The organism is Lacticaseibacillus parahuelsenbergensis (genome assembly GCF_030770265.1).
Taxonomy (GTDB): domain Bacteria; phylum Bacillota; class Bacilli; order Lactobacillales; family Lactobacillaceae; genus Lacticaseibacillus; species Lacticaseibacillus casei.
This window is the reverse complement of sequence record NZ_CP132482.1, coordinates 1,604,766-1,628,157: the sequence shown is the minus strand read 5'-3', so window position 1 is coordinate 1,628,157 and position 23,392 is coordinate 1,604,766. Positions and strand designations below refer to the sequence as shown.

General features: G+C 48.4%; 26 protein-coding genes, 1 tRNA gene and 1 other annotated feature. Of the genes, 24 read left to right on the top strand and 3 right to left on the bottom strand.

Annotation, left to right across the window (positions count from 1 at the left end):
- Positions 1-38 precede the first annotated feature (38 nt).
- Positions 39-1,700 (top strand): ATP-binding cassette domain-containing protein, encoded by a 1,662-nt coding sequence (locus LACPH_RS07655; RefSeq protein WP_306387690.1) that lies wholly within the window; start codon positions 39-41, stop codon positions 1,698-1,700.
- A gap of 79 nt (positions 1,701-1,779) precedes the next feature.
- Here LACPH_RS07655 and LACPH_RS07650 read toward each other — a convergent pair.
- Positions 1,780-1,853 (bottom strand) — tRNA-Arg (locus LACPH_RS07650).
- Between the two features lie 355 nt (positions 1,854-2,208).
- Between LACPH_RS07650 and LACPH_RS07645 the strand changes: the two genes are divergently transcribed.
- From LACPH_RS07645 to recN, 16 genes are all read left to right on the top strand, one after another.
- Positions 2,209-2,331, top strand: a complete 123-nt coding sequence (locus tag LACPH_RS07645; RefSeq protein ID WP_010487969.1) for a hypothetical protein — start codon at positions 2,209-2,211, stop codon at positions 2,329-2,331.
- 211 nt (positions 2,332-2,542) lie between these two features.
- Positions 2,543-2,782: a hypothetical protein gene (locus LACPH_RS07640; RefSeq protein WP_306387689.1), complete on the top strand. Its 240-nt coding sequence runs from the start codon at positions 2,543-2,545 to the stop codon at positions 2,780-2,782.
- A 192-nt stretch (positions 2,783-2,974) separates the two neighbouring features.
- Positions 2,975-3,043 (top strand) — a sequence feature (ribosomal protein L21 leader region).
- Positions 3,044-3,073: 30 nt separating this feature from the next.
- Positions 3,074-3,385, top strand: a complete 312-nt coding sequence (rplU, locus tag LACPH_RS07635; RefSeq protein ID WP_005684402.1) for a 50S ribosomal protein L21 — start codon at positions 3,074-3,076, stop codon at positions 3,383-3,385.
- Between the two features lie 11 nt (positions 3,386-3,396).
- Positions 3,397-3,747 carry a ribosomal-processing cysteine protease Prp gene (locus LACPH_RS07630; protein WP_010487974.1) on the top strand — a complete coding sequence of 117 codons (351 nt, stop codon included), beginning with the start codon at positions 3,397-3,399 and terminating at the stop codon, positions 3,745-3,747.
- 18 nt (positions 3,748-3,765) lie between these two features.
- Positions 3,766-4,056 (top strand): 50S ribosomal protein L27, encoded by a 291-nt coding sequence (rpmA, locus tag LACPH_RS07625; protein WP_003564659.1) that lies wholly within the window; start codon positions 3,766-3,768, stop codon positions 4,054-4,056.
- A gap of 75 nt (positions 4,057-4,131) precedes the next feature.
- Entirely contained in the window at positions 4,132-5,199 is a 1,068-nt protein-coding gene (locus LACPH_RS07620) for a M24 family metallopeptidase (protein ID WP_306386539.1), read from the top strand.
- An 87-nt stretch (positions 5,200-5,286) separates the two neighbouring features.
- The gene (gene efp / locus LACPH_RS07615) at positions 5,287-5,850 is read left to right on the top strand and encodes an elongation factor P (RefSeq protein ID WP_010487979.1); all 564 of its coding nucleotides are present in this window, start codon (positions 5,287-5,289) and stop codon (positions 5,848-5,850) included.
- A gap of 20 nt (positions 5,851-5,870) precedes the next feature.
- On the top strand, positions 5,871-6,326 hold the full coding sequence (locus LACPH_RS07610) for an Asp23/Gls24 family envelope stress response protein (protein WP_010487980.1): 456 nt from the start codon (positions 5,871-5,873) through the stop codon (positions 6,324-6,326).
- Position 6,327: 1 nt separating this feature from the next.
- A complete protein-coding gene (gene nusB, locus LACPH_RS07605; protein ID WP_010487981.1) occupies positions 6,328-6,735 on the top strand; it encodes a transcription antitermination factor NusB in 408 nt (135 codons plus the stop codon).
- Positions 6,736-6,857: 122 nt separating this feature from the next.
- On the top strand, positions 6,858-7,709 hold the full coding sequence (gene folD, locus LACPH_RS07600) for a bifunctional methylenetetrahydrofolate dehydrogenase/methenyltetrahydrofolate cyclohydrolase FolD (RefSeq protein ID WP_306386538.1): 852 nt from the start codon (positions 6,858-6,860) through the stop codon (positions 7,707-7,709).
- Positions 7,702-9,051, top strand: a complete 1,350-nt coding sequence (xseA, locus tag LACPH_RS07595; RefSeq protein WP_306386537.1) for an exodeoxyribonuclease VII large subunit — start codon at positions 7,702-7,704, stop codon at positions 9,049-9,051. Before folD ends, xseA begins: the two co-directional genes overlap by 8 nt.
- Positions 9,044-9,271: an exodeoxyribonuclease VII small subunit gene (locus LACPH_RS07590; RefSeq protein ID WP_010487989.1), complete on the top strand. Its 228-nt coding sequence runs from the start codon at positions 9,044-9,046 to the stop codon at positions 9,269-9,271. The genes xseA and LACPH_RS07590 overlap by 8 nt, the downstream gene beginning before the upstream one ends.
- The gene (locus tag LACPH_RS07585) at positions 9,268-10,116 is read left to right on the top strand and encodes a polyprenyl synthetase family protein (protein ID WP_306386536.1); all 849 of its coding nucleotides are present in this window, start codon (positions 9,268-9,270) and stop codon (positions 10,114-10,116) included. The genes LACPH_RS07590 and LACPH_RS07585 overlap by 4 nt, the downstream gene beginning before the upstream one ends.
- Positions 10,116-10,946, top strand: a complete 831-nt coding sequence (locus LACPH_RS07580) for a TlyA family RNA methyltransferase (protein WP_306386535.1) — start codon at positions 10,116-10,118, stop codon at positions 10,944-10,946. The genes LACPH_RS07585 and LACPH_RS07580 overlap by 1 nt, the downstream gene beginning before the upstream one ends.
- A gap of 102 nt (positions 10,947-11,048) precedes the next feature.
- On the top strand, positions 11,049-11,501 hold the full coding sequence (locus LACPH_RS07575) for an arginine repressor (protein WP_010487998.1): 453 nt from the start codon (positions 11,049-11,051) through the stop codon (positions 11,499-11,501).
- 4 nt (positions 11,502-11,505) lie between these two features.
- Positions 11,506-13,203, top strand: a complete 1,698-nt coding sequence (recN, locus tag LACPH_RS07570; RefSeq protein WP_306386534.1) for a DNA repair protein RecN — start codon at positions 11,506-11,508, stop codon at positions 13,201-13,203.
- Between the two features lie 242 nt (positions 13,204-13,445).
- Here the strand turns inward: recN and LACPH_RS07565 are convergent, their stop codons facing one another.
- The gene (locus LACPH_RS07565) at positions 13,446-13,748 is read right to left on the bottom strand and encodes a hypothetical protein (protein WP_306386533.1); all 303 of its coding nucleotides are present in this window, start codon (positions 13,746-13,748) and stop codon (positions 13,446-13,448) included.
- A gap of 99 nt (positions 13,749-13,847) precedes the next feature.
- On the opposite strand from LACPH_RS07565, the gene LACPH_RS07560 reads away from it, so the two are divergent.
- Positions 13,848-14,555 carry a patatin-like phospholipase family protein gene (locus tag LACPH_RS07560; protein ID WP_049169510.1) on the top strand — a complete coding sequence of 236 codons (708 nt, stop codon included), beginning with the start codon at positions 13,848-13,850 and terminating at the stop codon, positions 14,553-14,555.
- An 80-nt stretch (positions 14,556-14,635) separates the two neighbouring features.
- On the opposite strand, the gene LACPH_RS07555 is transcribed toward LACPH_RS07560, so the two are convergent.
- Complete coding sequence (locus tag LACPH_RS07555; protein ID WP_306386520.1) at positions 14,636-16,093, bottom strand: ISNCY family transposase; 1,458 nt, start codon at positions 16,091-16,093, stop codon at positions 14,636-14,638.
- A 181-nt stretch (positions 16,094-16,274) separates the two neighbouring features.
- Here LACPH_RS07555 and gmk point away from each other — a divergent pair, with 181 nt between their 5' ends.
- The 6 genes from gmk to rsmB all read left to right on the top strand — a co-directional run bounded on the left by gmk (position 16,275) and on the right by rsmB (position 23,387).
- Positions 16,275-16,901 (top strand): guanylate kinase, encoded by a 627-nt coding sequence (gene gmk / locus LACPH_RS07550; RefSeq protein ID WP_025012432.1) that lies wholly within the window; start codon positions 16,275-16,277, stop codon positions 16,899-16,901.
- Between the two features lie 58 nt (positions 16,902-16,959).
- A complete protein-coding gene (gene rpoZ, locus LACPH_RS07545) occupies positions 16,960-17,208 on the top strand; it encodes a DNA-directed RNA polymerase subunit omega (protein ID WP_010488005.1) in 249 nt (82 codons plus the stop codon).
- 215 nt (positions 17,209-17,423) lie between these two features.
- A complete protein-coding gene (coaBC, locus tag LACPH_RS07540; protein ID WP_049169488.1) occupies positions 17,424-18,623 on the top strand; it encodes a bifunctional phosphopantothenoylcysteine decarboxylase/phosphopantothenate--cysteine ligase CoaBC in 1,200 nt (399 codons plus the stop codon).
- A 4-nt stretch (positions 18,624-18,627) separates the two neighbouring features.
- Positions 18,628-21,045: a primosomal protein N' gene (priA, locus tag LACPH_RS07535; protein WP_306386532.1), complete on the top strand. Its 2,418-nt coding sequence runs from the start codon at positions 18,628-18,630 to the stop codon at positions 21,043-21,045.
- Positions 21,046-21,103: 58 nt separating this feature from the next.
- Positions 21,104-22,060, top strand: coding sequence for a methionyl-tRNA formyltransferase (fmt, locus tag LACPH_RS07530; protein ID WP_306386531.1), 957 nt, complete (start codon positions 21,104-21,106; stop codon positions 22,058-22,060).
- Entirely contained in the window at positions 22,047-23,387 is a 1,341-nt protein-coding gene (gene rsmB, locus LACPH_RS07525) for a 16S rRNA (cytosine(967)-C(5))-methyltransferase RsmB (RefSeq protein ID WP_306386530.1), read from the top strand. Before fmt ends, rsmB begins: the two co-directional genes overlap by 14 nt.
- The last annotated feature ends 5 nt before the right edge of the window (positions 23,388-23,392 follow it).

Sequence of the window (23,392 nt, the reverse complement as noted above, 5' to 3'; positions counted from 1 at the left end):
ATAAGTTTGCGCCGTCTCGGGAAAAGGACGTGAAGCGGATGGTTCATCAGGAACGTCAGATTAATTTACGTTGGGTTATTCGACAGTTGCCGCTGACTTTAATAGTGGTGCTATTTTTACTGAGCCTGACAAGCACTTTGGAGCCAATTTTAAATGGCGTGGTTTTCGGTCAGCTGGTCAATATTGACTTCAGTAATCTCGACGCTGTGGTGCGTTATGTGTCATTAGCTGCAGCTGCCTATCTCGTTACCTATACATCGCTGTATCTGTTTTTTCGCGCCCAGCAGCGGGCCGTCCGGGTATTGAATCAGGCACTCAAAACCGCGTATTTTACTGCTTCAGTCGCGCATGCAGGCACTGACGCCACGGAAGTTTCTGACACGATCAATGATGTGACCGGCGTTGCGAAACAAATTGAGCAAGCCTACTTTGTCGGACTTATCAACATGCTGCAAGAAGTGATTGGCTTGATCATCGCTGTGGCTTTTATCCTGAAAACCAATGTCGTGTTAAGTTTGGTCTATGTGTTATTTTCTGCATTGTCACTGCTTCCGAGTCACTTTGGCAGAAAGAGTCTGGCAAAAAAGTCGAACATTTGGGCTAATACCAATGCCGGTTTGGTCTTGAGTATGAAAGACATTTTTCAAGGCCGAATGGAAATCTTTAATTTTAAAGCCTGGCCGGTCTTCTTCACCCGATTTAAGCAGCACCTGAGCCAAGAAGAACGCGACTATGAGCGAATGAATAACTTCCAATATTTATTCCAATATGTGTCTTGGCTATTTGCCATTGCGGCGTTTTTGCTACCACTTTTTATCGGCCTCCTCTTGATGGCCAAAGGATTGTTTGGTGTGACGACCAGCGTCATTTTGACACTGACAATGACGGCAGATTCTGTTGTAGGCGGCGCTCGGAGTTTGAGCAAATGGCAAAGCCAAATTGTTAGCACGAGTCAGCTGCGCGTGTTACCGGCGGCTGGTAAATTTGAAATATCCAAGGTTGATGATGGGGAGCCAAAGCCTGAAGTGCTGGAAGGTCAGCTTGAGATCAGCGATCTAACCGTGGTGCGCGATCAGCATTTAATTTTGAGTGATGTCAATATCCGCCTTGAACCGGGAAGCAAAGTCATTGTGACCGGTCCTTCTGGAATAGGTAAGACAACCCTTCTAAAAGCCATCACCGGTCAAGTGACATCTCAAGGTGCGATTCGTTTTGCCGGTCAGCCGCTGCATGCTGGTGAGTTTGTTTTGGTGTCGCAAAATGTCTGGTTGTTTAATGGTACGTTGCGGGATAATATCACGTTATATCAGGCTTACGATGATGCCACGGTTTTGGCGGTTTTGCGGCTGGTGGGCCTTGATCAGGAATTGGGTGAGCATGTGCTTGATTTCAAAATTGTTGATAACGGCAGTAATCTATCAGGTGGACAAGCGCAGCGCATTGCGATTGCCCGCGGACTGTTGCGCAAAAGTCCCATCTTTTTACTTGATGAGATTTCCTCAAGTCTTGATCAGACCAATGCTGATAAAATTCATCGCATTATTTACACGCTACCTGCAACGGTCATTGAAGTCGCGCATCATTATCAGGAAGCCTTGGCGCAGGCGTATGGCGTAAAGATTTACGAAATGGTTGATCACAGGTTGCGGTTAAAAAGTGAGGATTCCAGGGAAGTTGCTACTGGCACAGAAGCTATTTAAGGGCGGCATTTAAGTAACCTTGGGTAAAACAAAAAGCCCGAGGTATCGGACTTTGAGTGGGAAATCTGCTTACTTTAAGTGTGCCAGCCGGGATTTGAACCCGGGACAAACGGTTTAGAAGACCGTTGCTCTATCCAGCTGAGCTACTGGCACAAATCGTTATTAAGTATACGAGAAGCGCGGGTAGGCGTCAACGGAATGTTGAGGAACTTGGACTTTGTGAGGTGGGGCGAAGAGTGTTTAATGGTGCGGGGGGTTACGTGTTGGCAGCTTTACAGCACTCGTAGTTAGGCAATCCGGCTTTGAAACGCGTTCGCAGTCGCAGAAATCTACGTGTAAGGACCTCAATCCTAAATGGCCAAAGACCAGCCATTTAGGATTGAGGCCACTTACACTCCGATTTCTAAGCGCTCCTGCTCACGCTCTTGACTTCCTAACAATAAGTGAGTAACATACACTCAATCGCTACCGAAGGCCATTCACATTTTTTAAGAATGGAGGGATTCTGATGGGATATCGAATCCAATTGAACATGAAGACGCAAGAATTTATCGCGATTGATCCGCACAATGCTAAGCACATTGGTAAAGGCGAGACAATTGAAAAAGCGTTGCAACAACTGAAGAAATAATGTCTTGCTGCTGGTAGACTTACTACCAGCGGCTTTCTTTTTTGCCAAAGGACTGGTGACATGAAGACTTTTTATGCTATATTAGGTTCCTTGGCAGGGGCAGGCTCAGATTTTTTCTGGGCCTTTTTCTTTGTCTCGAAGTCGCAGATTAAAACGTTTCCTTGTTGAAACTGTTTGGCTTGGCTATAATTCCATCCAGGGGGTGGCACTGATCATCATTTTGCTGAACATCTTCATTTTACTGGTTACCGCTGCATTGCTAATAACGGTAACCACCCAACTCAGAAAACCGATTAATTGGATTGTCGATGGTGTTTTATATGTGGCCTTACTGCTGATTAATGCAGCATTTGGCGGCTGGTTGACTTTCTTTGCCCTGATATATGCGCTTTTTATGCCAGCAGTCATCATCGGCATTTGGTTGTATCGCCAGCAGCACTTGCCGCAATAAGAAAGCTACTGTCTTAAGTCTGCAATTTAATTTGACCATTTAATTGACGTCAAGCCGAGTTGCAAAACGGTAGCGGGTTTGGAACAATCAAAAGCTGTTATCATCAGCGATCGACAAAAAACGGCTATTATCGGCGATGTGCTTGCAACTTGGCGTGCTGTCTGGTAATATTAGTCCGTTGTATTTGGCACCCCTCCTATGCAACCGCACATCGTTAGGTTTTAAGCGTAAGCACCTAACTTGGCGAGTCTTCAGGGGAAAAGCCGAGAGGCAAAACAGGAGGTGCACACAGTGTACGCAATTATCAAAACAGGCGGCAAGCAGTATAAAGCTGAAGTCGGTGAAGCCATCTATGTTGAAAAACTTGATGCCGAAGAAGGCAAGCAAGTTACTTTTGACGAAGTGATTATGGTTGCTGGTGAAGGTGATGCCAAGATTGGCACGCCAACTGTAGCCGGCGCAACCGTGACTGGCAAGGTCGAAAAACAAGGGCGCGAGAAAAAGGTTGTTACTTACAAGTACAAGCCTAAGAAGCACTCTCATCAAAAGAAGGGCCATCGTCAGCCATACACGAAAGTCGTTATCGACGCGATTAACGCATAAGAGGTCAGTTTATGATCAAGGCAATTTTTCATCGCGATGAGCATGGCGATATCGTCAGTTTCGAACTGAGTGGCCATGCCGATGCCGGTAAAACCGGCAAGGATATCGTCTGTGCTGCTGTTTCGGCTGTGAGTATCGGCGCCGTCAATGGTGTCGAAGCGCTGGCGGGTTTTAAGCCTGACGTTGATGCGGATGAGGTCCATGGCGGCCATCTGCAAATGACACTTAAGTCGGCAATCACTGGCGAACAGTTGCACATTAGTCAGATTTTGTTGGAAAATTTATTGCTTGAATTACAAAGCATCCAAGATCAATATCCTGATCGCATTTTGATTACGACAAAACAATTAAAACAAAATTAATTCTCGGAGGTGTACGTTATGTTAAAGATGAATCTGCAATTCTTCTCTCACCATAAAGGTGGCGGTTCAACATCTAACGGCCGTAATTCTGCAGGCCGGCGTTTAGGTAGCAAGCGTGCCGATGGTCAGTTCGTTAAGGCAGGCAACATCTTGTATCGCCAGCGCGGTACCAAGATCCATCCTGGTGAAAACGTTGGCCGCGGCGGCGACGATACCTTGTTTGCGACTGCTGACGGCGTTGTCAAGTTTGAACGCTTCGGCCGTGACAAGAAGAAGGTTTCAGTTTATCCGGCAGCAGCTGCTGAATAAATATTGATGACGTCCCGGTAATCGGGGCGTCTTTTTTTCAAAATTTTAAAATGACGTCAATAAGGAGTGGTTTGGATGGATCGAATGACAGCATTACAGGCGCGGATTCTGGACAAGAAATTAGATGGCTTTTTTGTTACCGATGCCACCAACGTTACTTATTTGACAGGTTTTACCGGTGAAGAAAGCGCCTTGCTGGTGACGCCGGAGAAAGCTTATTTTATAACGGATTCCCGGTTTACCGAGCAGTTTAAGCAAGAGGTACATAATGCCAAGTTGGTGTTGCATCAGGATGGGTTGTTTAAAACGGCAGGTGATTTAGCCAACCAATTGCAGTTGACTCGCATTGGTTTTGAAGCCGTTCACCTGAATTATGCCGATTATGAAGCCTTTGATCTTTTAACACAAGGAACACTGGTGCCAACCCGTGACTTTGTTGAAACCCAACGCGAAGTCAAAGACGATGAGGAACTGGCCTTGATCAAAAAGGCGGTTGCCATTGCCGAAAAGGGGTACCAGCATGTTCTTGATACGATCAAACCTGGCATGCGGGAAATTGATATCGCCAATGATTTGGACTTTTTCATGCGGCAACTTGGTGCCAGCAATGTCTCGTTTGAAACAATCGTAGCTTCCGGTACGCGTTCGGCAATGCCACATGGTTCCGCAACGGAAAAGAAGATTGCCAAAGGGGATATTGTGACCCTCGATTGGGGATGCATCTATCACGGCTACATGTCCGATTTGACGCGGACATTTGCAGTCGGGGAACCGGATGCCAAGCTTAAGACGATTTACCAAATTGTTTATGCGACGAATCAAAAAGTGCAACAGGCTTTGAAACCGGGTGTCATGGGCCGGACGATTAATGACTTGGCGCATAACGCAATTAATGACGCTGGCTATGGTCAATATTTTGGCCATGGTACCGGACATGGCATTGGCTTGTCGATTCATGAAGGCCCTGGCGCCTGGGGTCCTTATCTCGATGTACCAGCCGCAAAGGGCAATGTCGTGACCGATGAACCCGGCATCTATGTTCCGGATCTTGGCGGTGTCCGAATCGAAGACGATTTGGTCGTGACTGCAGACGGTAATCAGAGTCTTAGTCAACCGGCGCCAGCTGAGTTACTGGTACTGTGAAGCCGTCCACGTGGCATGGCTGTTGCAAGCATCTTCACCGCTTGCTAGAATAGATTTAGCTTACAACTGAATGTATGGAGGAAGTTCATGATATCTGTTAATGATTTTAAGAATGGTTTGACGATTGAGGTCGACGGTGACCTATGGCGAATCGTTGAATTTCAACACGTTAAGCCAGGCAAGGGTTCGGCATTTGTTCGCTCAACCTTGAAGAACCTGCGCACGGGTGCGGTACAGGAAAAAACGTTCCGATCAACTGAAAAGGTTGAAAAAGCGCAGATCGACAGTAAAAACATGCAGTACCTTTATGCCGATGGCGATAATTACGTATTCATGGACACCGATACTTACGATCAACTGACACTTCCTGGCGATGAGATTCGCGACCAGTTGAATTATTTAAAAGAAAACATGAATGTTAAAATTATCATGCACGGCAATGAAACCCTGGGTATTGAGTTGCCGAAAACCGTTGACTTAACGGTTAAGGAAACCGAGCCAGGCATTCGCGGTAATACCAGCAGCGGCGGTTCAAAACCAGCCACCATGGAAACCGGACTAGTCGTTCAAGTGCCGTTTTTCATCAACACTGGCGATGTACTGACGATTAACACGGATGATGGTACTTACATTTCACGTGCCAATAATTAAGGCTTAGGAGGGTTCTCGCGATGGCTGAAGAAACCAATATCATATTAGCAAATCGGACGGATGCCCAAGGGACCATTGAAATTGTTCCTGAAGTTTTGGAAGTCATTTTGGGCATTGCTGCGAGTCAGGTAGACGGTGTCTATCAAATGCGCGGTACATTAGGCTCTTCAATTAACGCCTGGTTTGGCCGTGCCAACCACGGTAAAGGCGTTAGTGTTACAGTTGCCGATGATAAGATTACGGCTGATGTCTACGTTTATCTGGATTATGGTGTCTCCGTTCCGAAAGTGGCTTTGGCCATGCAAGAACAGCTACGTGAACAGTTACTCTTTATGACGGATTTGACGTTAAGCGAAGTGAATGTGCATGTCGTTGGCGTCATCCCTGAAAAGACGGAAAAAGTCAATCCGGATGATCTGTTTAAAGATGACGACACTGATGAACCATCGACAACGAGCAGCAAGGATGACGATTAACATGGAATCACGACACGCGATCCGTGAAGCTGCCTTTCGAGCGCTTTTTGCGTTGGCAACGAATCCGGAAGCAGATAAAAGCGCCGTATACGCAGAAGTTTTACCTAAAGATACTGAAGTGCCGCCTTATTTAAGTGAATTGGTGGAAGGCGTCTTGACGCATCAGGAGGCGTTGGATGCTGCCTTAACCCCTCAGCTTAAAAAGGGGTGGACGCTGAGTCGTTTGACCAAACCGGATTTAATGATTCTGCGCTTGGGCTTGTATGAAATTCGCTATGAAGAAGCGATGCCGGAAGCTGCGGCAATTAATGAAGCCATCAATTTGGCCAAACGTTACAGCGATGACCAATCTGCTAAGTTTGTCAATGGCATTTTGGCTAATTTTATTGAAGCATCGCCGAAAGCGTAAGTTAACCGGTCAAAGACAATTACTTTGGCCGGTTTTTGCTTTATACCGGTACTTGACGCGATCGAGGAACCGAACATTGGTTGTTATATCAGACAATGCTAATCAAATGGGGAGTGGTTTTTGTGGCAACGCGATTGGATGGCAAGGTAGTTTCAAAACGCATTCTTAGTGAACTTCAACAGACAGTGACTGGTTTGGCGCAACAAGGTGTGACGCCAACACTTGCAGTCATTTTAGTGGGATCGGATCCGGCCAGCCAGGTTTATGTGCGTAACAAACAACGGCGCGCCGAGGAAATCGGGGTTCGTTCCTTAATGTTTAAGTTGCCAGAAGAAACCTCTCAGGAAACCTTATTGGCAAAGGTAGCTGAATTGAATCAGGATCCCGATGTGGATGGCATTCTGGTCCAGCTGCCATTGCCCAAGCAACTGGATGAACAGGTCGTGATTAATGCAATCGATCCCGATAAAGACGTGGATGGCTTTAGCCCGGTGAGTGTGGGCCGCTTGTGGACCAATGAACCGACTGTTGTGGCTTCGACCCCTTATGGCATTATGGCGCTGTTAGATGCCTATCAGATTGATGTCACCGGTAAGCGGGTGGTCATTGTTGGCCGCTCGAACATTGTCGGCCGGCCGCTCGCTGGTCTGATGGTGAATCACGATGCGACGGTGACCATTGCCCACAGTAAAACCCGTGACCTTAAAGCGTTAACCCGTGAAGCGGATATTTTGGTTGTTGCCATTGGCGTGCCGCATTTTATTGGCGCTGATGCGGTTAAACCCGGGGCAACGGTTATTGATGTCGGTATTTCGCGCGGAGCTGATGGTAAACTGCACGGCGATGTTGATGCCGAAGCGGTTGAGCCTATTGCTGGTGCTTTAACACCGGTACCGGGTGGCGTAGGACCAATGACCATTGCCTCGCTAATGGCTCAAACGGTTGAACTGGCGAAGAGGCGATTGCATGGTTGATACTGACCAGTACTTAAGTGTCACCGCACTAACCCAATATTTAAAACGTAAATTCGATGCCGATCCTTATCTGGCCAAGGTTTATTTAACCGGTGAAATTTCCAACTATCGTAAACGGGTGGGCAATCAATATTTTTCGCTCAAAGATGATCACGCTAAGATTGGCGCCTTGATGTTCCGCAATGCTTTTAGCAAGTTGCAATTCAATCTTGAAGAAGGCATGAAGGTTCTGGCAGTTGGCCGCGTTAGTCTGTATGAACCAAGTGGTGAATACCGGCTGATTGTGGAACGGTTGGAACCGGACGGCGTTGGCGCACTCTACCAAGCCTTTGAACAGTTAAAGAAAAAGCTTGCTGGTGAGGGGCTATTTGATCGCAATAAACGTCCGTTGCCGTTGTTTCCTAAACGCGTGGCGGTTGTGACCAGTCCCAGTGGTGCGGTGATTCAGGATATCATGACCACTGTGGCGCGCCGTTATCCGATTCTACAGCTGACTCTTTTTCCGGCGGTTGTCCAAGGCGATCAGGCAGCGGATTCGATTGTCAAACAGTTGAACCGCATTAAGGCGATGTCAGACTTCGATGCCGTCATTATCGGCCGCGGCGGCGGTTCGATTGAAGACCTGTGGCCGTTTAACGAAGAGAAAGTGGCGCGGGCTTTAGTCGACATGCCGATTCCGATTGTCAGTTCGGTCGGCCATGAAACCGATACAACCATTACGGATTTCATTGCCGATCGGCGGGCGGCGACGCCAACGGCTGCTGCGGAAATCGTAACGCCGGTGACGCTGGTAGACGCACTTAATCGCATCTCGGAAGATCGTGTGCGTCTGGTCAATGCGATGCACAACCGCCTCAAAAATGCTGCCAGCCGACTGCAGCGCTCTGCAGAAAGCGTCGTCTTAACCCAGCCTGATCGTTTGTACGACCAGTACGTGCAACGCGTTGATCAATTGCGGCAGCGACTTAATCAAAGTATGGTCAATCAATTGCGCGAAAATGACCATCGTCTGGCCATGGCGACGCAGCAACTTGATGGGCGGCAATTACTGATAAAAGTCGTGAACCTCAAACGGCAACTGCTCGATGATCAACACCGTCTAGATCGGGCAGTCATCAGTGTTGTAAAGGCTAAGCGTCAAGCGGTGGCCAATGCGGCGCTTGGACTGGACCATTTGAGCCCATTGAAGATACTGGGCCGGGGATTTGCTTACGTGACAGATGACACCGGGCAGATGCTCAAAAAGACAGATGACTATGCGGTCGGTGCCGACATTCACATTCATGTTGCGGATGGTCAAATTGGCGCTCATGTGACAACAAAGGAGAAGAATCATGGCTGAACCTACGTTTGAAGAAAAACTTGCCCAACTTGAAGCAATTGTCAATCAACTGGAGCAAGGCGATGTACCACTTGAAAAAGCTTTGGATCAATTTAAAGCTGGCGTGAAATTGAGTCAGGAACTCGAAAAAACATTGAAGTCAGCCGAAAAGACGGTGACAGAAATGGTGAGTGACGATGGCACTACCCAACCTTTTCAACCTAAAGAAGGCCAACAATGAATCCGATCTTAAGTCAATGGCGGACAGCCGTTGAACATACATTAGATGAAACACTAGCACAGGTACCTAACCCGCATTTGCGCGCGGCAATGGCTTATTCTGTCGATGCAGGTGGTAAGCGATTGCGTCCGCTTCTGTTATTGAGCGTGGTTGCCATGTATGATGGTGTGGTTGCTGAGGCACTGCCTGCTGCCGCCTCGCTTGAATATGTGCATACTTATTCACTGATTCATGACGATTTACCCGCGATGGATAATGATGATCTGCGCCGCGGCAAACCGACGAATCACAAGCAGTTTGGCGAAGCGTTGGCGATCTTGGCAGGTGACGCACTTTTAACCGATGCTTTTGCCTTATTGAGTCAACATTATCCGGATAAAGGCGCTGCGTTGATTCAGATTCTTGCTGAAGCGGCTGGTAGTTCTGGGATGGTTGAAGGCCAGGTACTGGATATGGATGGTGAGCGGGTCCACTATGATCTGGCGACACTGAAGCACATGCACCAAGCTAAAACCGGTGCCTTGATTCAAGCCGCAGTGGCGATGGGCACCGTATTCGTAACGATCCCCGAAGCTGATCAGGCGGCCTTGGCAGATTTTGCGGCTGCTTTTGGTCTCGGTTTTCAGATCAAGGATGATATTAACGATGTCACCAAAACAACTGCCGAGTTAGGCAAAACAGCGGATAAGGACGTTGCCGAACATAAAAACACCTTCCCCGAGCTACTTGGACTAAAAGGTGCCGAGCAGGCGTTGGTAACTCAAATTCAGCAAGCTGATGCAGCGTTAAAGAGCTTAACCGTCGATGCGGCGACGCTACAATCGATTTTGGCGGTGTTGAAATAATGGAAAAAGTCAAAAAAGAACGAGTCGATGTCCTGCTGGTTGAACAGGGACTTTTTGAATCCCGCGAACAAGCAAAGCGATCGGTCATGGCTGGTGAGGTCTATGATCAGAACAACCAGCGCTTGGACAAGCCCGGTGTCAAGATCCCAGGCGATGCGATTTTGCACGTGAAAGGTAAAAAAATGCCGTATGTCAGTCGCGGCGGGCTTAAACTGGCAAAAGCCTTGAAATCGTTTCACCTTGATTTAACCGGCAAAACGGTTTTGGATATCGGTGCTTCAACGGGCGGTTTCACTGACGTTGCGTTACAAAATGGTGCCAAGATGAGCTATGCCTTGGATGTCGGCTATAATCAGTTGGCGTGGAAATTACGGGAAGATCCGCGAGTCAAAGTGATGGAACGCGTGAATTTTCGCTACAGCAAACCAGAAGATTTTACTGATGGCCCGGTTGAATTTGCGATGACGGATGTTAGCTTTATTTCATTGAAGTTGATTTTACCGCCACTAAAAGCAATTCTGATTCCCAATGGCCATGCGGTTGCGTTAATTAAGCCGCAGTTTGAAGCAGGCCCAGCCCATGTTGGCAAGCACGGCATTGTCCGTGATCCCCAGGTGCATCGCGATGTTTTAAAAATGATCGTTGATTTTGCCAGTGCGACTGGTTACAACGTTTTGGGATTAGACTATAGCCCGATTAAAGGCGGCGAAGGCAATATTGAATTTTTAATTCATTTACAAAATGCCGAACAAATCCCGGGTAAAGTCGCGCCAACTGTAGACATTGAGGCAACATTGAAGGCTGCTTATGCCGAATTAAAACGTCCTTAATGTATATTTATGCAAAACCGTGGCAACCCTGCAGTGCATGCGCTATGCTAGAGCTAAAGCATTCTGAGCTACTGGGATGCCATTTTTGATAGAGGTGAGCATATGCGCAAGCGTGAACGACAAGCAACCATTCAGCGGTTAATTCGGGATGAGCCCATTGAGCGGCAAGAAGACTTGGTGGCGCGTCTTAACGACCTGAACATTCCGGTAACCCAAGCAACTATTTCACGCGACATCAAAGAAATGCAGTTGATTAAAGTGCCAGCAGGGGAAGGCCACTATCGCTACAGTATGCCAGTTGAAAAGCAGCTTCCGGCAACTGACAAATTGAAGCGGACGCTTGTAACGGCGATGAAGTGGGGCGAAGCCATGGATAACTTTGTCCATTTAGCCTTGTTACCGGGGACGGCGGCAGCAGTTGAAACATTAATTGAGCAGTTGGATGATCAACGGATTTTTGCAACGATTAGTGGTGATGCCTCAATTTTGATTATTTGTCGGTCGGCGCAATATGCGTCAGCAGTGTTGTCTGAACTTGAGGCAATGGTGGGGTGAAGCAATGTTACAAGAGTTAGCAATTCATGATTTTGCCATCATTGACAACCTGGCATTGAGTTTTCAGCCGGGGATGACGGCGCTTACAGGAGAAACCGGTGCCGGGAAGTCAATCATTATTGATGCAGTTGGTCTGCTTGCCGGTGGGCGCGGATCAGTGGACTTCATTCGGACCGGCACCGCCAAAGCCAGCTTGGAAGGTTTGTTTGACGCGCAAGCAAATCCGGCTACTGAAGACAAATTGCAGGCATACGGGGTCATGGATCCGGATCAAAAAGACACGGTCTTATTACAGCGGGAACTATTCCGCAGTGGACGTAATGTTTGCCGCGTCAATGGACATTTGGTGAATACTGCCACGTTAAAAGCTATCGGCGAGACGCTGGTCGACATTCATGGTCAAAACGAACATCAGCAGTTAATGCATTCCGAAACGCACTTAGGTTTGTTGGATGCCTTTGCTGGTGATGATTTGCTGAAAATTCGGCAACAGTATGCCGAGGTTTATCACAATTACCAACACACCTTACAGGCCGTCAAGCAAAAACAGGCAAACGAACAGGAATGGGCACAACGGCTGGACATGCTGAAATTCCAGGTTAATGAAATTCAAAGTGCAGATCTGCATCCGCATGAAGATACGGATTTAAGTACCGAGCGGGAACGCCTCGCCAATTTTCAAAAAATTAATTCAGCGTTACAGGAAAGTTATGCATTGCTAAGCGACGAAGAGGTTAATGCGCTTGACCAAATCGGCCAAGCCATGTCGAGTATGCAAAGTATTGCGGATTTGGATCCTGATTTTGCGGCCATCGCCGATAATCTGCAAAGTGCCTATTACAGTTTGCAGGATGTCCAAAATGATTTATCTAACGAGCTTGATGATCAGGAGTTTGATGAGGGTCGGCTTGATGAAGTTGAAAAGCGCCTTGATTTATTTAATCAACTCAAACGTAAATACGGTGAAACGCTTGATGAAGTCATTGCCTATGGTAAGCGTGCGGCCGCAGAATTAAGTCAGATGGAGCAGGCCGAAACCTCGGTTGAAGATCTAGACAGTACTTTGAAAGAATCCCGCGCGCAGTTGCAAAAACTGGGGTCAGCCTTGTCCAAGCGGCGGCATGCGGCGGCCAAACAACTGACCAAAGCGATTCATGAACAGCTAGCATCGCTATACATGGATAAAACAGTCTTCTCGGTTCATTTCACGAAGGCCAAAGATTTTCGGCCAGATGGTTTGGACGAAGCAGTTTTCTATATCCAGACAAACCCAGGTGAAGAAGCAAAACCGCTGGCTAAAATTGCCTCAGGTGGCGAACTGTCGCGCTTGATGCTGGCAATGAAAACGATTTTTGCCCGATCCGAAGGTGTGACAGCCATTATCTTTGATGAAGTTGACACTGGGGTATCCGGTCGAGTTGCCCAGGCAATTGCCAATAAAATCAGCCTCATTGCCAAATCTTCGCAGGTTCTTTGCATTACGCATCTGCCACAGGTCGCTGCTATGGCGGACCACGAGTATGTGATCAGTAAAAACGTCCATGACGGGCGAACCACCACGCAAGTTAACAAACTAACGGCTAAAGCACGGGTCGATGAAATTGCCCGTATGCTGGCTGGTGAAAAGATCACCAAACTAACGGTCGAACACGCCGAAGAGTTGTTGAAAATGGCCGATGAGTTCAAACACGGTCGGACATGATCTCGTTCGGCGTCCAGGCTTAGCCATTAAGTGATGTACATTTACGGAACTGAATAGCAAAAAATCGCTCGCAAGATATAATTTTTGTCTTTGCGGGCGATTTTAATTTGAATGCAATGGTTTATCTGTGCGGTAAATGCACGATGACAGCCATAATCCAACTAGGCGACTTTAGAGACGCATCTTTAGCTTCTAATACACAACTTCTACTGTTCAACATAACAGGAACTAGGACAGGTCTATTAATCAAAGCGTTTAATGAAGTTAACACTTGTGCTGGTCATGACGCGGAAAACGTTGCTGTGGTATGCTTTGACTAGAAAGCGGTTGTTGCCGAGCGTCCGAATAATGTGACCAACAAACGGTGCCGATTCGTGATTAAAGAAGAGTGCCACTTTATAGTGACGCTGCATGGCCTGATCAATGAAAAGATCCACCTGATGCATTGGCATGCGAGCAGTGGGCGCTGCCAGATCGAATATTTCGCGATAAGAAGCCACAAGATGCTGGGTGACGCTTTGCAGTGCTGATGATTTATTTTCCATGATCAAGCCTCCGAACATTTGTTTGTAACTTCATTATACGAACATGTGTTCAAACTTGCAACTACTTTTTTAACTTACGATCGCTTCAGTTACAAGGTGATGTGCAAACGGAGGTGCGTTAGTTTGACCCTTGCAGTTGTTTTCGGTGGTGGCGCGGCGCATGGCGCATATCAGGCAGGTGTGTGGACTGTTTTGGGTCCGCAACTGGCACCGACTTTTGTGATCGGTTCTTCAATCGGAGCCATTAACGCGGCGGCAACAGCCCGCATGACGCCATTCCAATTAGCCCGCTGGTGGCAATATTTTACGGCACGCAAAATGACCGGACCGGTGTTTGCACGGCGGAATTTTGTTCCACTGCTTGATCAAATGCTGAAGATGCCGAAACGCGATGATCGAGCGGTGCTGGTTGTGACAACCTCGCTGCCGGATTTTAAAGCTCATGTCACTAGGTTAGACGTGCTTGATGCCGTGGATGCCAGAGAATGGTTATTAGCATCAAGTGCGATGCCGGGTGTGTTCACGCCGATCAAACGACAAGGCGTTAATTTTGTGGATGGTGGCGTGGTCAATGATTTACCGGTTGATCTTGCCAGAGATATCGGTGCTGATTTTGTCGTGGCGATTAGTGGTGAAGGCATTGGCCGCATCGGTCATGATCACGGCGATTGCTATCTAAAACCCAGTCGCCGGTTGCCGCAGCTCTTTGATTTTCGGCCAAGTGCCATCGCTGCCATGTTGGAATTGGGTCGTCAGGATGCCAAAAAAGCGTTACCCCGCATGACGTTTTTGTTACCACATCAATGAAGCAGTGTCAAGCGATTTTCGACTTTGACAGTAAATTCCATAAAACATGCGTCCGAAAACTGGACGCGAGATGATCCTAATTAGACTTGAATCGCTTGTGAATTCTTGTATGGATATCGTTCGGCGACCAACTGTTTAACCCTTGTCCTGTTAATGCCAAGAGAATCAAGGTAATCGCGATAGTTAGCGCGGCGCCACGGATGCGTGATTGCCGGGATTTTCTTGGTTCGTTTAGGAGTTGGTGCCGCAGCTGGCGTAAGATCGAATTTGGCTGACATGAACTGTTCTTTTGGCACACAGAAAAGGTCGTACACCTGGTCATCATCAGTGGTCATATAAAGTCTGCCCGTGAAGCTTTTGATGACTAAGACCTTTGTATGCGGGGGTAAATAAACCAATTCGCCATTCCGGTGTGGCAGATAGCGTTTGTTATCAAAGCGAACACAATGTCCGTGGCCGATGCTGCGTTCATTGGCAATGATCAAAATATTGTCAATTTCCTTGGGTGTTAGTTGCTTATCAAACACCGACATGCTACTTTTGATGGTAGATGCGAAGCGGTCATTGTAACGCTTGATAAAGCCGACCAAAAACCGATTGGCATCTGCGATTGTGGTGATGTTATGCAACCGCAGTTCACTTGTGAGCCGATCTTGAAAAGTCTCCAGAAGACGTTCTATGCGGCCTTTGGCTTGCGGAATACTGGTGACCGAAAGTTCTGTTCCAAGTGTCTGGCAGGCATAACCGAAACGTGTAAGAGGGTTCTCGGTCGAAGGTGAGCCCTCTTTTTTGTTGCTGTTAAACACGGTGCGCCGATCCGTTAGGAATTCTGCTGGAGCGCCATAATCGCGAAGGACTTGGGCAAACACATGATAATAGCCGCTGAGTGTTTCTTGTTTGGCAAAGTAGCCGCCGACAACGTTCCCGGACTGATCATCAATGGCTGCGTGTAAGGTGGTTTTTTGAGTACCAAACCAATACTCCCAGGAAGCATCCATTTGTACCTGTTCACCAGAATAATGTTTCCGAGGACGTTCTGGATGGGCTTTGATGTTTTCAACGACCTCGATGGCTGACAAGGTGGCTTCATCACGTTTGGATAGGAGCTTGGACTTCTTTTCTTTTTCTTTTAATTCACGCTTGACTCGGCGCTTGGTGGCTTTATGGGCTTTGGGTGAGAGAATGTGGTGGTGTCTGAATAAGAGCCGGAGTGAGGATTCGGAGATGGCGATTTGTTCGGCAGTGGTTAAGAACTCGTGAAAATGGGCGATGTTGAATCCGGCATACTTGTTGGTGTACAGACGAATAATCTGGCGTTCGAGTTGCGCGTTGCGTTTGTTGGCGGGCTCACGACCGGCATTGCCATGGATAAAGCCGTCTTTGCCTTGTTGCTTGTAAAGCTTGATCAATCGGTAGATGGTTCGTTCGGAGCGCTTGAGCTTAACGGCTGCGCGTTGCACGGAGGTCTTACCATTGACCACTGCTTTGATGACTCGGTAACGTTCTTCTTCTTTCATTGTTAAGACAACCTTCTTCATGTGATTCCTCCTAGATGTATCTTCTAAGAGGTTACAGTTTTTGTGACACTTTGGCTAACTGCTTACTTAAGACAATATCGCTTGCGGTCGACAGTTTTTGTTACCACATCAATGAAGCAGTTGAAATCAGCGTCGAAAAAGTGCAAAATGTTTGGTAATACTTAACGAAAGAGGTTCACACATGCACGAACGGGGGATGCTGATTGTTTTGTCTGGCCCTAGTGGCGTTGGCAAAGGAACAGTTCGGCAGGCCATGCTGAATGGTAACTATCGGGATTTTCAATATTCAATTTCAATGACGACACGCCAAATGCGGCCCGGTGAGGTTGACGGGGTTGATTATTATTTCAGAACCAAGGCGCAGTTTGAGCACGAAATTGCGACAGGTGGTATGCTGGAATATGCGAAGTACGTGGATAACTACTATGGTACGCCGCTGAAATATGTGAATGAGACGCTTGATTCCGGGCGTGATGTGTTACTTGAAATCGAAGTCAATGGTGCTATGCAAGTGCGCAAAAAATGTCCCAATGGCGTTTTTATTTTCTTGACGCCACCAGACTTAGGTGAGTTGCGCCATCGGCTAAAAGGCCGTGGTACCGATGACGATGAAACGATTGATAAACGCATTCGCAAGGCAGCTTCGGAAATCACGATGATGGAGAACTACGATTATGCCGTGGTCAATGACAAGGTTGATTTGGCTGTAAAACGGATTGAACGCATCATTGAAAGCGAACATTTACGGGTGCCACGCGTGATTGATCGTTACAAAGGCATGTTGGCAAGTGCCGACTTAGCCAGATAAGGACAGGCTGACTGCTCGCCGCGGCAGAGCAGCTATTATGACAAAAAGGAGCTTCATTATGATTATTTATCCTTCTATTGACAAGTTACTGGAAAAAGTACCTTCACGCTATTCGCTAGCGGTCTTGGCCGCAAAACGCGCTCATGAACTCGAATCTGGGGATCTGAAAATGTTGTCTGATTATAAATCTGACAAGAGTGTCGGCAAAGCACTTGAAGAAATTGCCGCGGGTGACGTGGTCATCGATCCAAAGTCCAAGTTACTTGAACGCGATGCTGAAAAGCTGGATCACAAGGAACAAGCATAAGCACCCATGATGTTCATCCATTTGGGTTTGCGCCAATAGGAAAAGGAGGCAGGGACACTGCAAAAAAGTCCACTGCCTCTTTTTGTTGAGCGCGAGCAGGAGCGTTTGGAAATCGGTAATCCAGACTCTGACGCTCGGTTCTCGCAACCATGCAAGCATGCCGCTCACTGTTTGCTATAATGAACCTAAGAATACAGAAGTAAAAGGGGTGCCTCATGAAGAAGCAACAGATAGCCCTGTTTGTCACTGGCGGCATTGCTGCTTACAAAACGCCGTTGCTGGTCCGGGCGTTAGTAAAAGCAGGCCATGATGTGCGCGTTGCAATGACAACAAGTGCTGAAAAGTTTGTCACGCCGGAAACGCTTGCGATTGTTAGCAAGCACGCCGTTTTGACGGATGGACATGAATTTGACCATCCCGAACATGTTGCCCACGTAGCTTTGGCTCGTTGGGCCGACTTAGGCGTTATTGTGCCAGCCACGGCGAATACCCTGGCAAAACTGGCGGCAGGCATGGCCGATAACGTTGTGACGACAACCTTGTTAGCAATGGCCGCACCCAAGCTCATGGTGCCGGCTATGAATGATCAAATGTGGCAAAATCCGCAAACACAACACAATATAACCAAGCTAACCGCACAGCAAGGATATCTTTTACTGCCACCGGCAACCGGTCAGTTAGCAGAAGGCTATGTCGGCGTTGGCAGAATGCCAGAGCCAGACCAGATTGCCCTTTACATCGAAAGCCTTGATGAACCGCTGCTAAAAGGCCGGCATATTATCGTGTCAGCCGGGGGCACCAAGGAGCGATTGGATCCGGTACGTTTTTTAACCAATGATTCATCTGGCAAAATGGGTACCGCTATTGCCAATGCAGCGGCTGGTGCCGGGGCTACAGTCACGCTGGTCACAACGAAGCAATTGCCAGTTGTTCCTGGCGTGACGGTTAAACCGGTGACAAGCGCTCAGTCGATGGCTGATGCCATTATGATTGAGTTTGAAGAGGCCGATGCTGTGGTGATGGCGGCAGCGGTGGCGGATTACCGGGCACCGACCATTAGTGACCATAAATTGAAAAAGGTTGACGCCAATAGCGGCTTAACATTGACCTTAGTTCAGAATCCGGATATTCTGGCGACGTTAGGCCAAAAGAAAACCCATCAGTTAGTAATTGGATTTGCCGCCGAAACCAATGACTTATTGGCCAATGCTCAAGTCAAACTAACGAAGAAAAAAGCAGATATGATCGTTGCCAATGCGGTTGATGCAACGCACGGGTTCAATGCCGATACGGATGCTGTGACTTTATTGCGGCCAAACCAACCGCCAGTGACATTACCGGAGATGTCCAAGCAACAAGTGGCCGTCGCACTGATCAAACAGTTAGCAACGATGTTACCGAAACAAAAGGGGTGAGCGCTTGGCAACGATTGCTAAAGTGATTGTGGATGTTCCGACCATGCAAACTGATCGGCCGTTTGATTACCTGGTGCCACAACGTTTGGATGGTGCACTTCAAGCAGGCATGCGGGTTTGGGTGCAATTTGGCAAAGGCGATCGCAAAGTCAGCGGCATGGTTGTGGCCATTGCCAATCAAAGTCAATATGATGGCGAACTTAAGCCACTCCTGGATGTACTCGATCCGGCACCGGTGCTTAATCACGAAATGCTAGGATTGTCCAAATGGCTGGCAGAAACCACCTATTCATTTTGGATTGCCTGCATGCAGACGATGCTGCCAGCGATGCTGAAGATCGATGCCGTCAAGGTAGCCGAACCACTGGGATTGTCTGCTGATGAGCGCACGCGGTACTTCGGTCAAGCGGATAGCGTCGCCATGAATACGTTAAGTGACGAGCAACAGATTGCGCTGATGAAGTTGGCCCAGGCCGGCAAAGTGGCGATTTCTTACATCAAAAAAGATCGAGCGCGGGTCAAGAAGGTCTTTTATCTTGTGCCGCAGTTGTCACCTGAGCAGGCTGAGGAGCAAAAAAATCAGGTACGCAAAAACGCCGTCAAACAGCTGGAACTGCTTTCCTTCATCAAAACCTGGTCGGCGGAACATCAGCGCCCCTTGTTAACGGAAGTGGAGCATCGCCATCACCTGACAAAATCGGTTATTAATCAGGCAGCGGCAAAAGGCTGGCTAAAACTAGAAGCGCATGAAACCTACCGAGATCCATATCCACAACTCCAGCATCAACCGTTGACGCAACCACTGCCGCTCACAGACGAGCAGCAGGCAGTGGTCAAAACCATTAACGCGGCCGTTAAAGCTAAGGAACCTGAGACGTTCTTGTTGGAAGGCGTCACCGGTTCCGGTAAAACTGAAGTCTATCTTCAGGTGATTGCCCAAGTGCTAGCGGCTGGGCAGACAGCCTTGATGCTGGTTCCCGAAATTGCGCTCACGCCACAGATGGTGGATCGCGTCAAAGGTCGGTTTGGCATGCACGTGGCGGTGATGCACTCAGGCTTGTCAGATGGTGAAAAGTACGACGAATGGCGGCGAATTGCCCGCGGCGAAGCCCAAGTGGTCGTCGGCGCCCGCTCTGCTGCTTTTGCGCCGTTGAAGCATATTGGCGTCTTCATCATGGATGAGGAACACGAAACCAGTTATAAGCAAGACTCCTCGCCACGTTACCATGCACGTGACGTCTTGTTAAAACGGGCGCAGATTCATCATGCACCGGTCGTTTTAGGCTCCGCAACGCCTTCACTGGAATCACGTGCCCGAGCGGCAAAAGGCGTCTATACACTGTTACGGTTGCCGCATCGAATCAATGATCAACCGTTACCACCGGTTCACATTGTGGATATGCGTGAAAGCTTTGCGCAAGGTGGGCAAGAAGACTTTTCCGCGCCGCTGTTGGACGCTTTGAAGTTACGGCTGCAGCGTCATGAGCAAAGTGTGTTGCTGCTGAATCGCCGTGGTTATTCGAGTTTTGTTATGTGTCGGGATTGCGGTTATGTTGCAAAGTGCCCTAACTGCGACATCAGCCTCACGTTACACATGGATACGCACACGTTGAAGTGTCATTATTGCGGCCACGAAGAAGCCATTCCGCGGCACTGCCCGCAGTGTGGCTCGGATAAAATCCGTTACTTCGGCACCGGTACGCAAAAAGTGGAAGCACAATTGCAAAAGTTGCTGCCAGATGCACGGATTTTGCGTATGGATGTCGATACCACACGGCGCAAAGGTGGTCATGCGCGGATTTTGAATGCTTTTGGGGCCCACCAGGCAGATATTTTGTTAGGCACCCAAATGATTGCCAAAGGATTGGATTTCCCTGACGTAACATTGGTTGGCGTGATTAATGCCGACACAGCGCTAGGTTTGCCGGATTTTCGAGCAAGTGAGAAGACTTTTCAGTTGTTGACGCAGGTCAGTGGCCGTGCCGGGCGCGCTGATAAGCCCGGTGAAGTATTTGTGCAGACCTTTAACCCGGATCATTATGCCATTCAGTATGCCAAACGCCAGGATTATGAAGGCTTCTTTCGGCAGGAAATGGCGGTTCGTCATCAAGGCAACTATCCGCCGTACTTCTTTTCGACTAAGATCGGTGTCAGTCATGTCGATGAAACCCAAGCTGCTAAAGCCATTTTTTCGCTGGCAAAGGAGCTACGCGATCGGTTATCCGATCAAGTGATCATGCTTGGCCCGACGCCCGGACCGATTGCCCGTTTGAAAAATCGCTATATTTATCAGATCGTTTTAAAATACAAGCATGAGCCGACGTTGGCTGAAACATTGCAACACATTCTTGAAGAAACCCAACAAAGCAGTCGTCAAGGCTTTCAGGTGACGATTGATCCCGAACCACTTTCATTTGTGTAAAAAAACAACAACCGATTCGTTAGTATCTTGTTAACGAACTTAAGGTTTGGAGGAAAATATGACTTCAGTAATTTTCTTAGGCACCCCCGATTTTGCGGTACCCATTCTAGAAGGTCTGATTGACCAAAACTATGATGTTGTGGCGGTCATGACCCAGCCGGATCGAAAAGTCGGCCGTAAGCAGAAGGTGGCTGCCAGTCCGGTTAAGCAGGCTGCCGTCGCCCATGACATCCCCGTGTTACAGCCGGAAAAACTTAGCGGCAGTCCCGAATTAGCTAAGGCAATTGCTTTGGCGCCTGATTTAATTGTAACGGCGGCTTACGGGCAGTTTCTGCCGACCAAGTTTCTACAGGCGGCACGCATCGCGGCGGTCAATGTCCATGGCTCTTTGCTGCCAAAATATCGCGGCGGCGCGCCGATTCAATATAGCATTATCAACGGTGATGCCGAAACCGGCGTGACGATTATTGAGATGGTGAAGAAAATGGATGCCGGTGACATGTTTGCTCAAGCTAAGTTACCACTAACCCGCCAAGATGATACCGGCACCGTTTTTGCTAAGCTGTCGTTGTTGGGCCGCGATTTGTTGTTGGCAACACTGCCGAAGATTATTGACAACACAGCAACCCGCACCCCGCAGGATCCGGAAAAAGTGACGTTTGCGCCAACGATTACCAAAGAACAGGAACATCTCAACATTCACTTACCGGCGCAGGCCTTGGATCAGTGGGTGCGTGCGCTTCGGCCTGATGTGGGCGGCTATGTTTACATGAATGGCCAGCGAACGAAACTGTGGGCAGTGACGCCATTGGCCGAAAAAACGGATTTGCCTGCTGGCAGTGTCGTAGAACGCAGCAAGCATCAATTGGTGGTGGCGGCTGGAGATCAGACCACTTTTCAAATTGACGAATTGCAGCCGGCCGGTAAAGGCAAACAACATATTGCCGATTATCTAAATGGTCCTGGCCGTGATTTGACAGTCGGACAGCAGGTGATCACTGATGAAGCCAAATAATCCGCGATTGCTGGCAGTCCAGACGTTGACCCGCGTTGTGGGCAAAGGCGGTTACTCCAATCTGACCCTTGACCACATCATCACTAAGTATCGGCTTGACAGTCGGGATGCTGGTTTGCTGACCAACATTGTCTATGGGGTGATTCAGCATCAATTGACCTTAGATTATCTGTTGCACCCGTTCGTCAAAAATCGCCAACTGGATCCTTGGGTTCGGTGTTTGCTGCAAACTGCGGTCTATCAACTACAGTATTTAGATAAAGTGCCGGCGCGGGCAGTTTTTTTTGATAGCACCGAAATCGCCAAACAACTGGGCCATCAAGGCATTGCCAAGTTTGTGACCGGGGTGCTGCGGCAAGCACAGCGTACCGGTTTCCCGGATCCTGCAAGCATTAGCGATCCCATCGAGCGACTTGCTATCACCAGCAGCACGCCGCTTTGGCTTGTCAAGAAACTACAGGAACAGTTGGGTGTCGCCAAAACAGCCAGCGTACTGGCGGCCATCAATCAGCCTGCGCATGCGTCCATTCGCGTCAATACCACTAAAACAACGCCAGATGCTTTGCTGAAAATCTTACAGCCGAGCTTTCCTGAACTACGGGAAAGCCCGCTGACGCCGATCGGCTTGATTGCTCCCGGCGGACATTTGGCGGGCACGCCGGAATTTGCTGCAGGGGATTACACCATGCAGGATGAAAGTTCGATGTTGGTGGCGCCGAGTCTGGATATTCAGCCAGGTGATGCAGTGTTGGATGCATGTGCGGCTCCTGGTGGCAAAACGACCCACATTGCCCAGTATCTTGATCCTGATCAAGGAGGACGTGTTACGGCATTGGACCTCCATGCCAACAAGATTCGGCTAGTTCAACAAAATGCCAATCGTTTGGGATTAGCTGATCGGGTTTCTGCCCAAATGTTGGATGCACGGCAAGTTGATACAACTTTTGCTCCTGAATCATTTGACAAGATTTTAGTTGATGCGCCTTGCTCCGGATTGGGACTGATTCGCCGTAAACCGGAAATCAAGTACACCAAACAGGCTGATGATCCGCGCCATTTACAACAGATTCAGTTGGCGATTCTTAATAGCGTGGCGCCCACATTAAAAATCGGTGGCCGCCTGACGTATAGTACATGTACAATGGTGAAAGAGGAGAATCAGGATGTTGTCGCGCAATTTTTGGCTGCTCATCCTGAATTTGAACAGGTGCCGGTTTTGACGCTCAAGCCATTAACCAAGGCGCATGGGGCACCGGCACTGCAACTATTTCCAGACGATTATGATACCGACGGCTTTTTCATTGCCAGTATGATTCGCCGTAAATGAGGGGT

Excerpts from the sequence above, each read along its gene's own strand:
- rpoZ (WP_010488005.1), top strand. The coding sequence starts at position 16,960 with ATGATTATTTATCCTTCTATTGACAAGTTACTGGAAAAAGTACCTTCA.
- LACPH_RS07645 (WP_010487969.1), top strand. The coding sequence starts at position 2,209 with ATGGGATATCGAATCCAATTGAACATGAAGACGCAAGAATTTATCGCG.
- recN (WP_306386534.1), top strand. The coding sequence starts at position 11,506 with ATGTTACAAGAGTTAGCAATTCATGATTTTGCCATCATTGACAACCTG.
- xseA (WP_306386537.1), top strand. The coding sequence starts at position 7,702 with ATGGTTGATACTGACCAGTACTTAAGTGTCACCGCACTAACCCAATAT.
- LACPH_RS07620 (WP_306386539.1), top strand. The coding sequence starts at position 4,132 with ATGGATCGAATGACAGCATTACAGGCGCGGATTCTGGACAAGAAATTA.
- nusB (WP_010487981.1), top strand. The coding sequence starts at position 6,328 with ATGGAATCACGACACGCGATCCGTGAAGCTGCCTTTCGAGCGCTTTTT.
- rpmA (WP_003564659.1), top strand. The coding sequence starts at position 3,766 with ATGTTAAAGATGAATCTGCAATTCTTCTCTCACCATAAAGGTGGCGGT.
- rsmB (WP_306386530.1), top strand. The coding sequence starts at position 22,047 with ATGAAGCCAAATAATCCGCGATTGCTGGCAGTCCAGACGTTGACCCGC.
- LACPH_RS07580 (WP_306386535.1), top strand. The coding sequence starts at position 10,116 with ATGGAAAAAGTCAAAAAAGAACGAGTCGATGTCCTGCTGGTTGAACAG.
- fmt (WP_306386531.1), top strand. The coding sequence starts at position 21,104 with ATGACTTCAGTAATTTTCTTAGGCACCCCCGATTTTGCGGTACCCATT.
- LACPH_RS07560 (WP_049169510.1), top strand. The coding sequence starts at position 13,848 with ATGTGCAAACGGAGGTGCGTTAGTTTGACCCTTGCAGTTGTTTTCGGT.
- LACPH_RS07575 (WP_010487998.1), top strand. The coding sequence starts at position 11,049 with ATGCGCAAGCGTGAACGACAAGCAACCATTCAGCGGTTAATTCGGGAT.
- LACPH_RS07555 (WP_306386520.1), bottom strand. The coding sequence starts at position 16,093 with ATGAAGAAGGTTGTCTTAACAATGAAAGAAGAAGAACGTTACCGAGTC.
- efp (WP_010487979.1), top strand. The coding sequence starts at position 5,287 with ATGATATCTGTTAATGATTTTAAGAATGGTTTGACGATTGAGGTCGAC.
- LACPH_RS07590 (WP_010487989.1), top strand. The coding sequence starts at position 9,044 with ATGGCTGAACCTACGTTTGAAGAAAAACTTGCCCAACTTGAAGCAATT.
- gmk (WP_025012432.1), top strand. The coding sequence starts at position 16,275 with ATGCACGAACGGGGGATGCTGATTGTTTTGTCTGGCCCTAGTGGCGTT.
- coaBC (WP_049169488.1), top strand. The coding sequence starts at position 17,424 with ATGAAGAAGCAACAGATAGCCCTGTTTGTCACTGGCGGCATTGCTGCT.
- LACPH_RS07585 (WP_306386536.1), top strand. The coding sequence starts at position 9,268 with ATGAATCCGATCTTAAGTCAATGGCGGACAGCCGTTGAACATACATTA.
- LACPH_RS07630 (WP_010487974.1), top strand. The coding sequence starts at position 3,397 with ATGATCAAGGCAATTTTTCATCGCGATGAGCATGGCGATATCGTCAGT.
- LACPH_RS07655 (WP_306387690.1), top strand. The coding sequence starts at position 39 with ATGGTTCATCAGGAACGTCAGATTAATTTACGTTGGGTTATTCGACAG.
- LACPH_RS07565 (WP_306386533.1), bottom strand. The coding sequence starts at position 13,748 with ATGGAAAATAAATCATCAGCACTGCAAAGCGTCACCCAGCATCTTGTG.
- LACPH_RS07610 (WP_010487980.1), top strand. The coding sequence starts at position 5,871 with ATGGCTGAAGAAACCAATATCATATTAGCAAATCGGACGGATGCCCAA.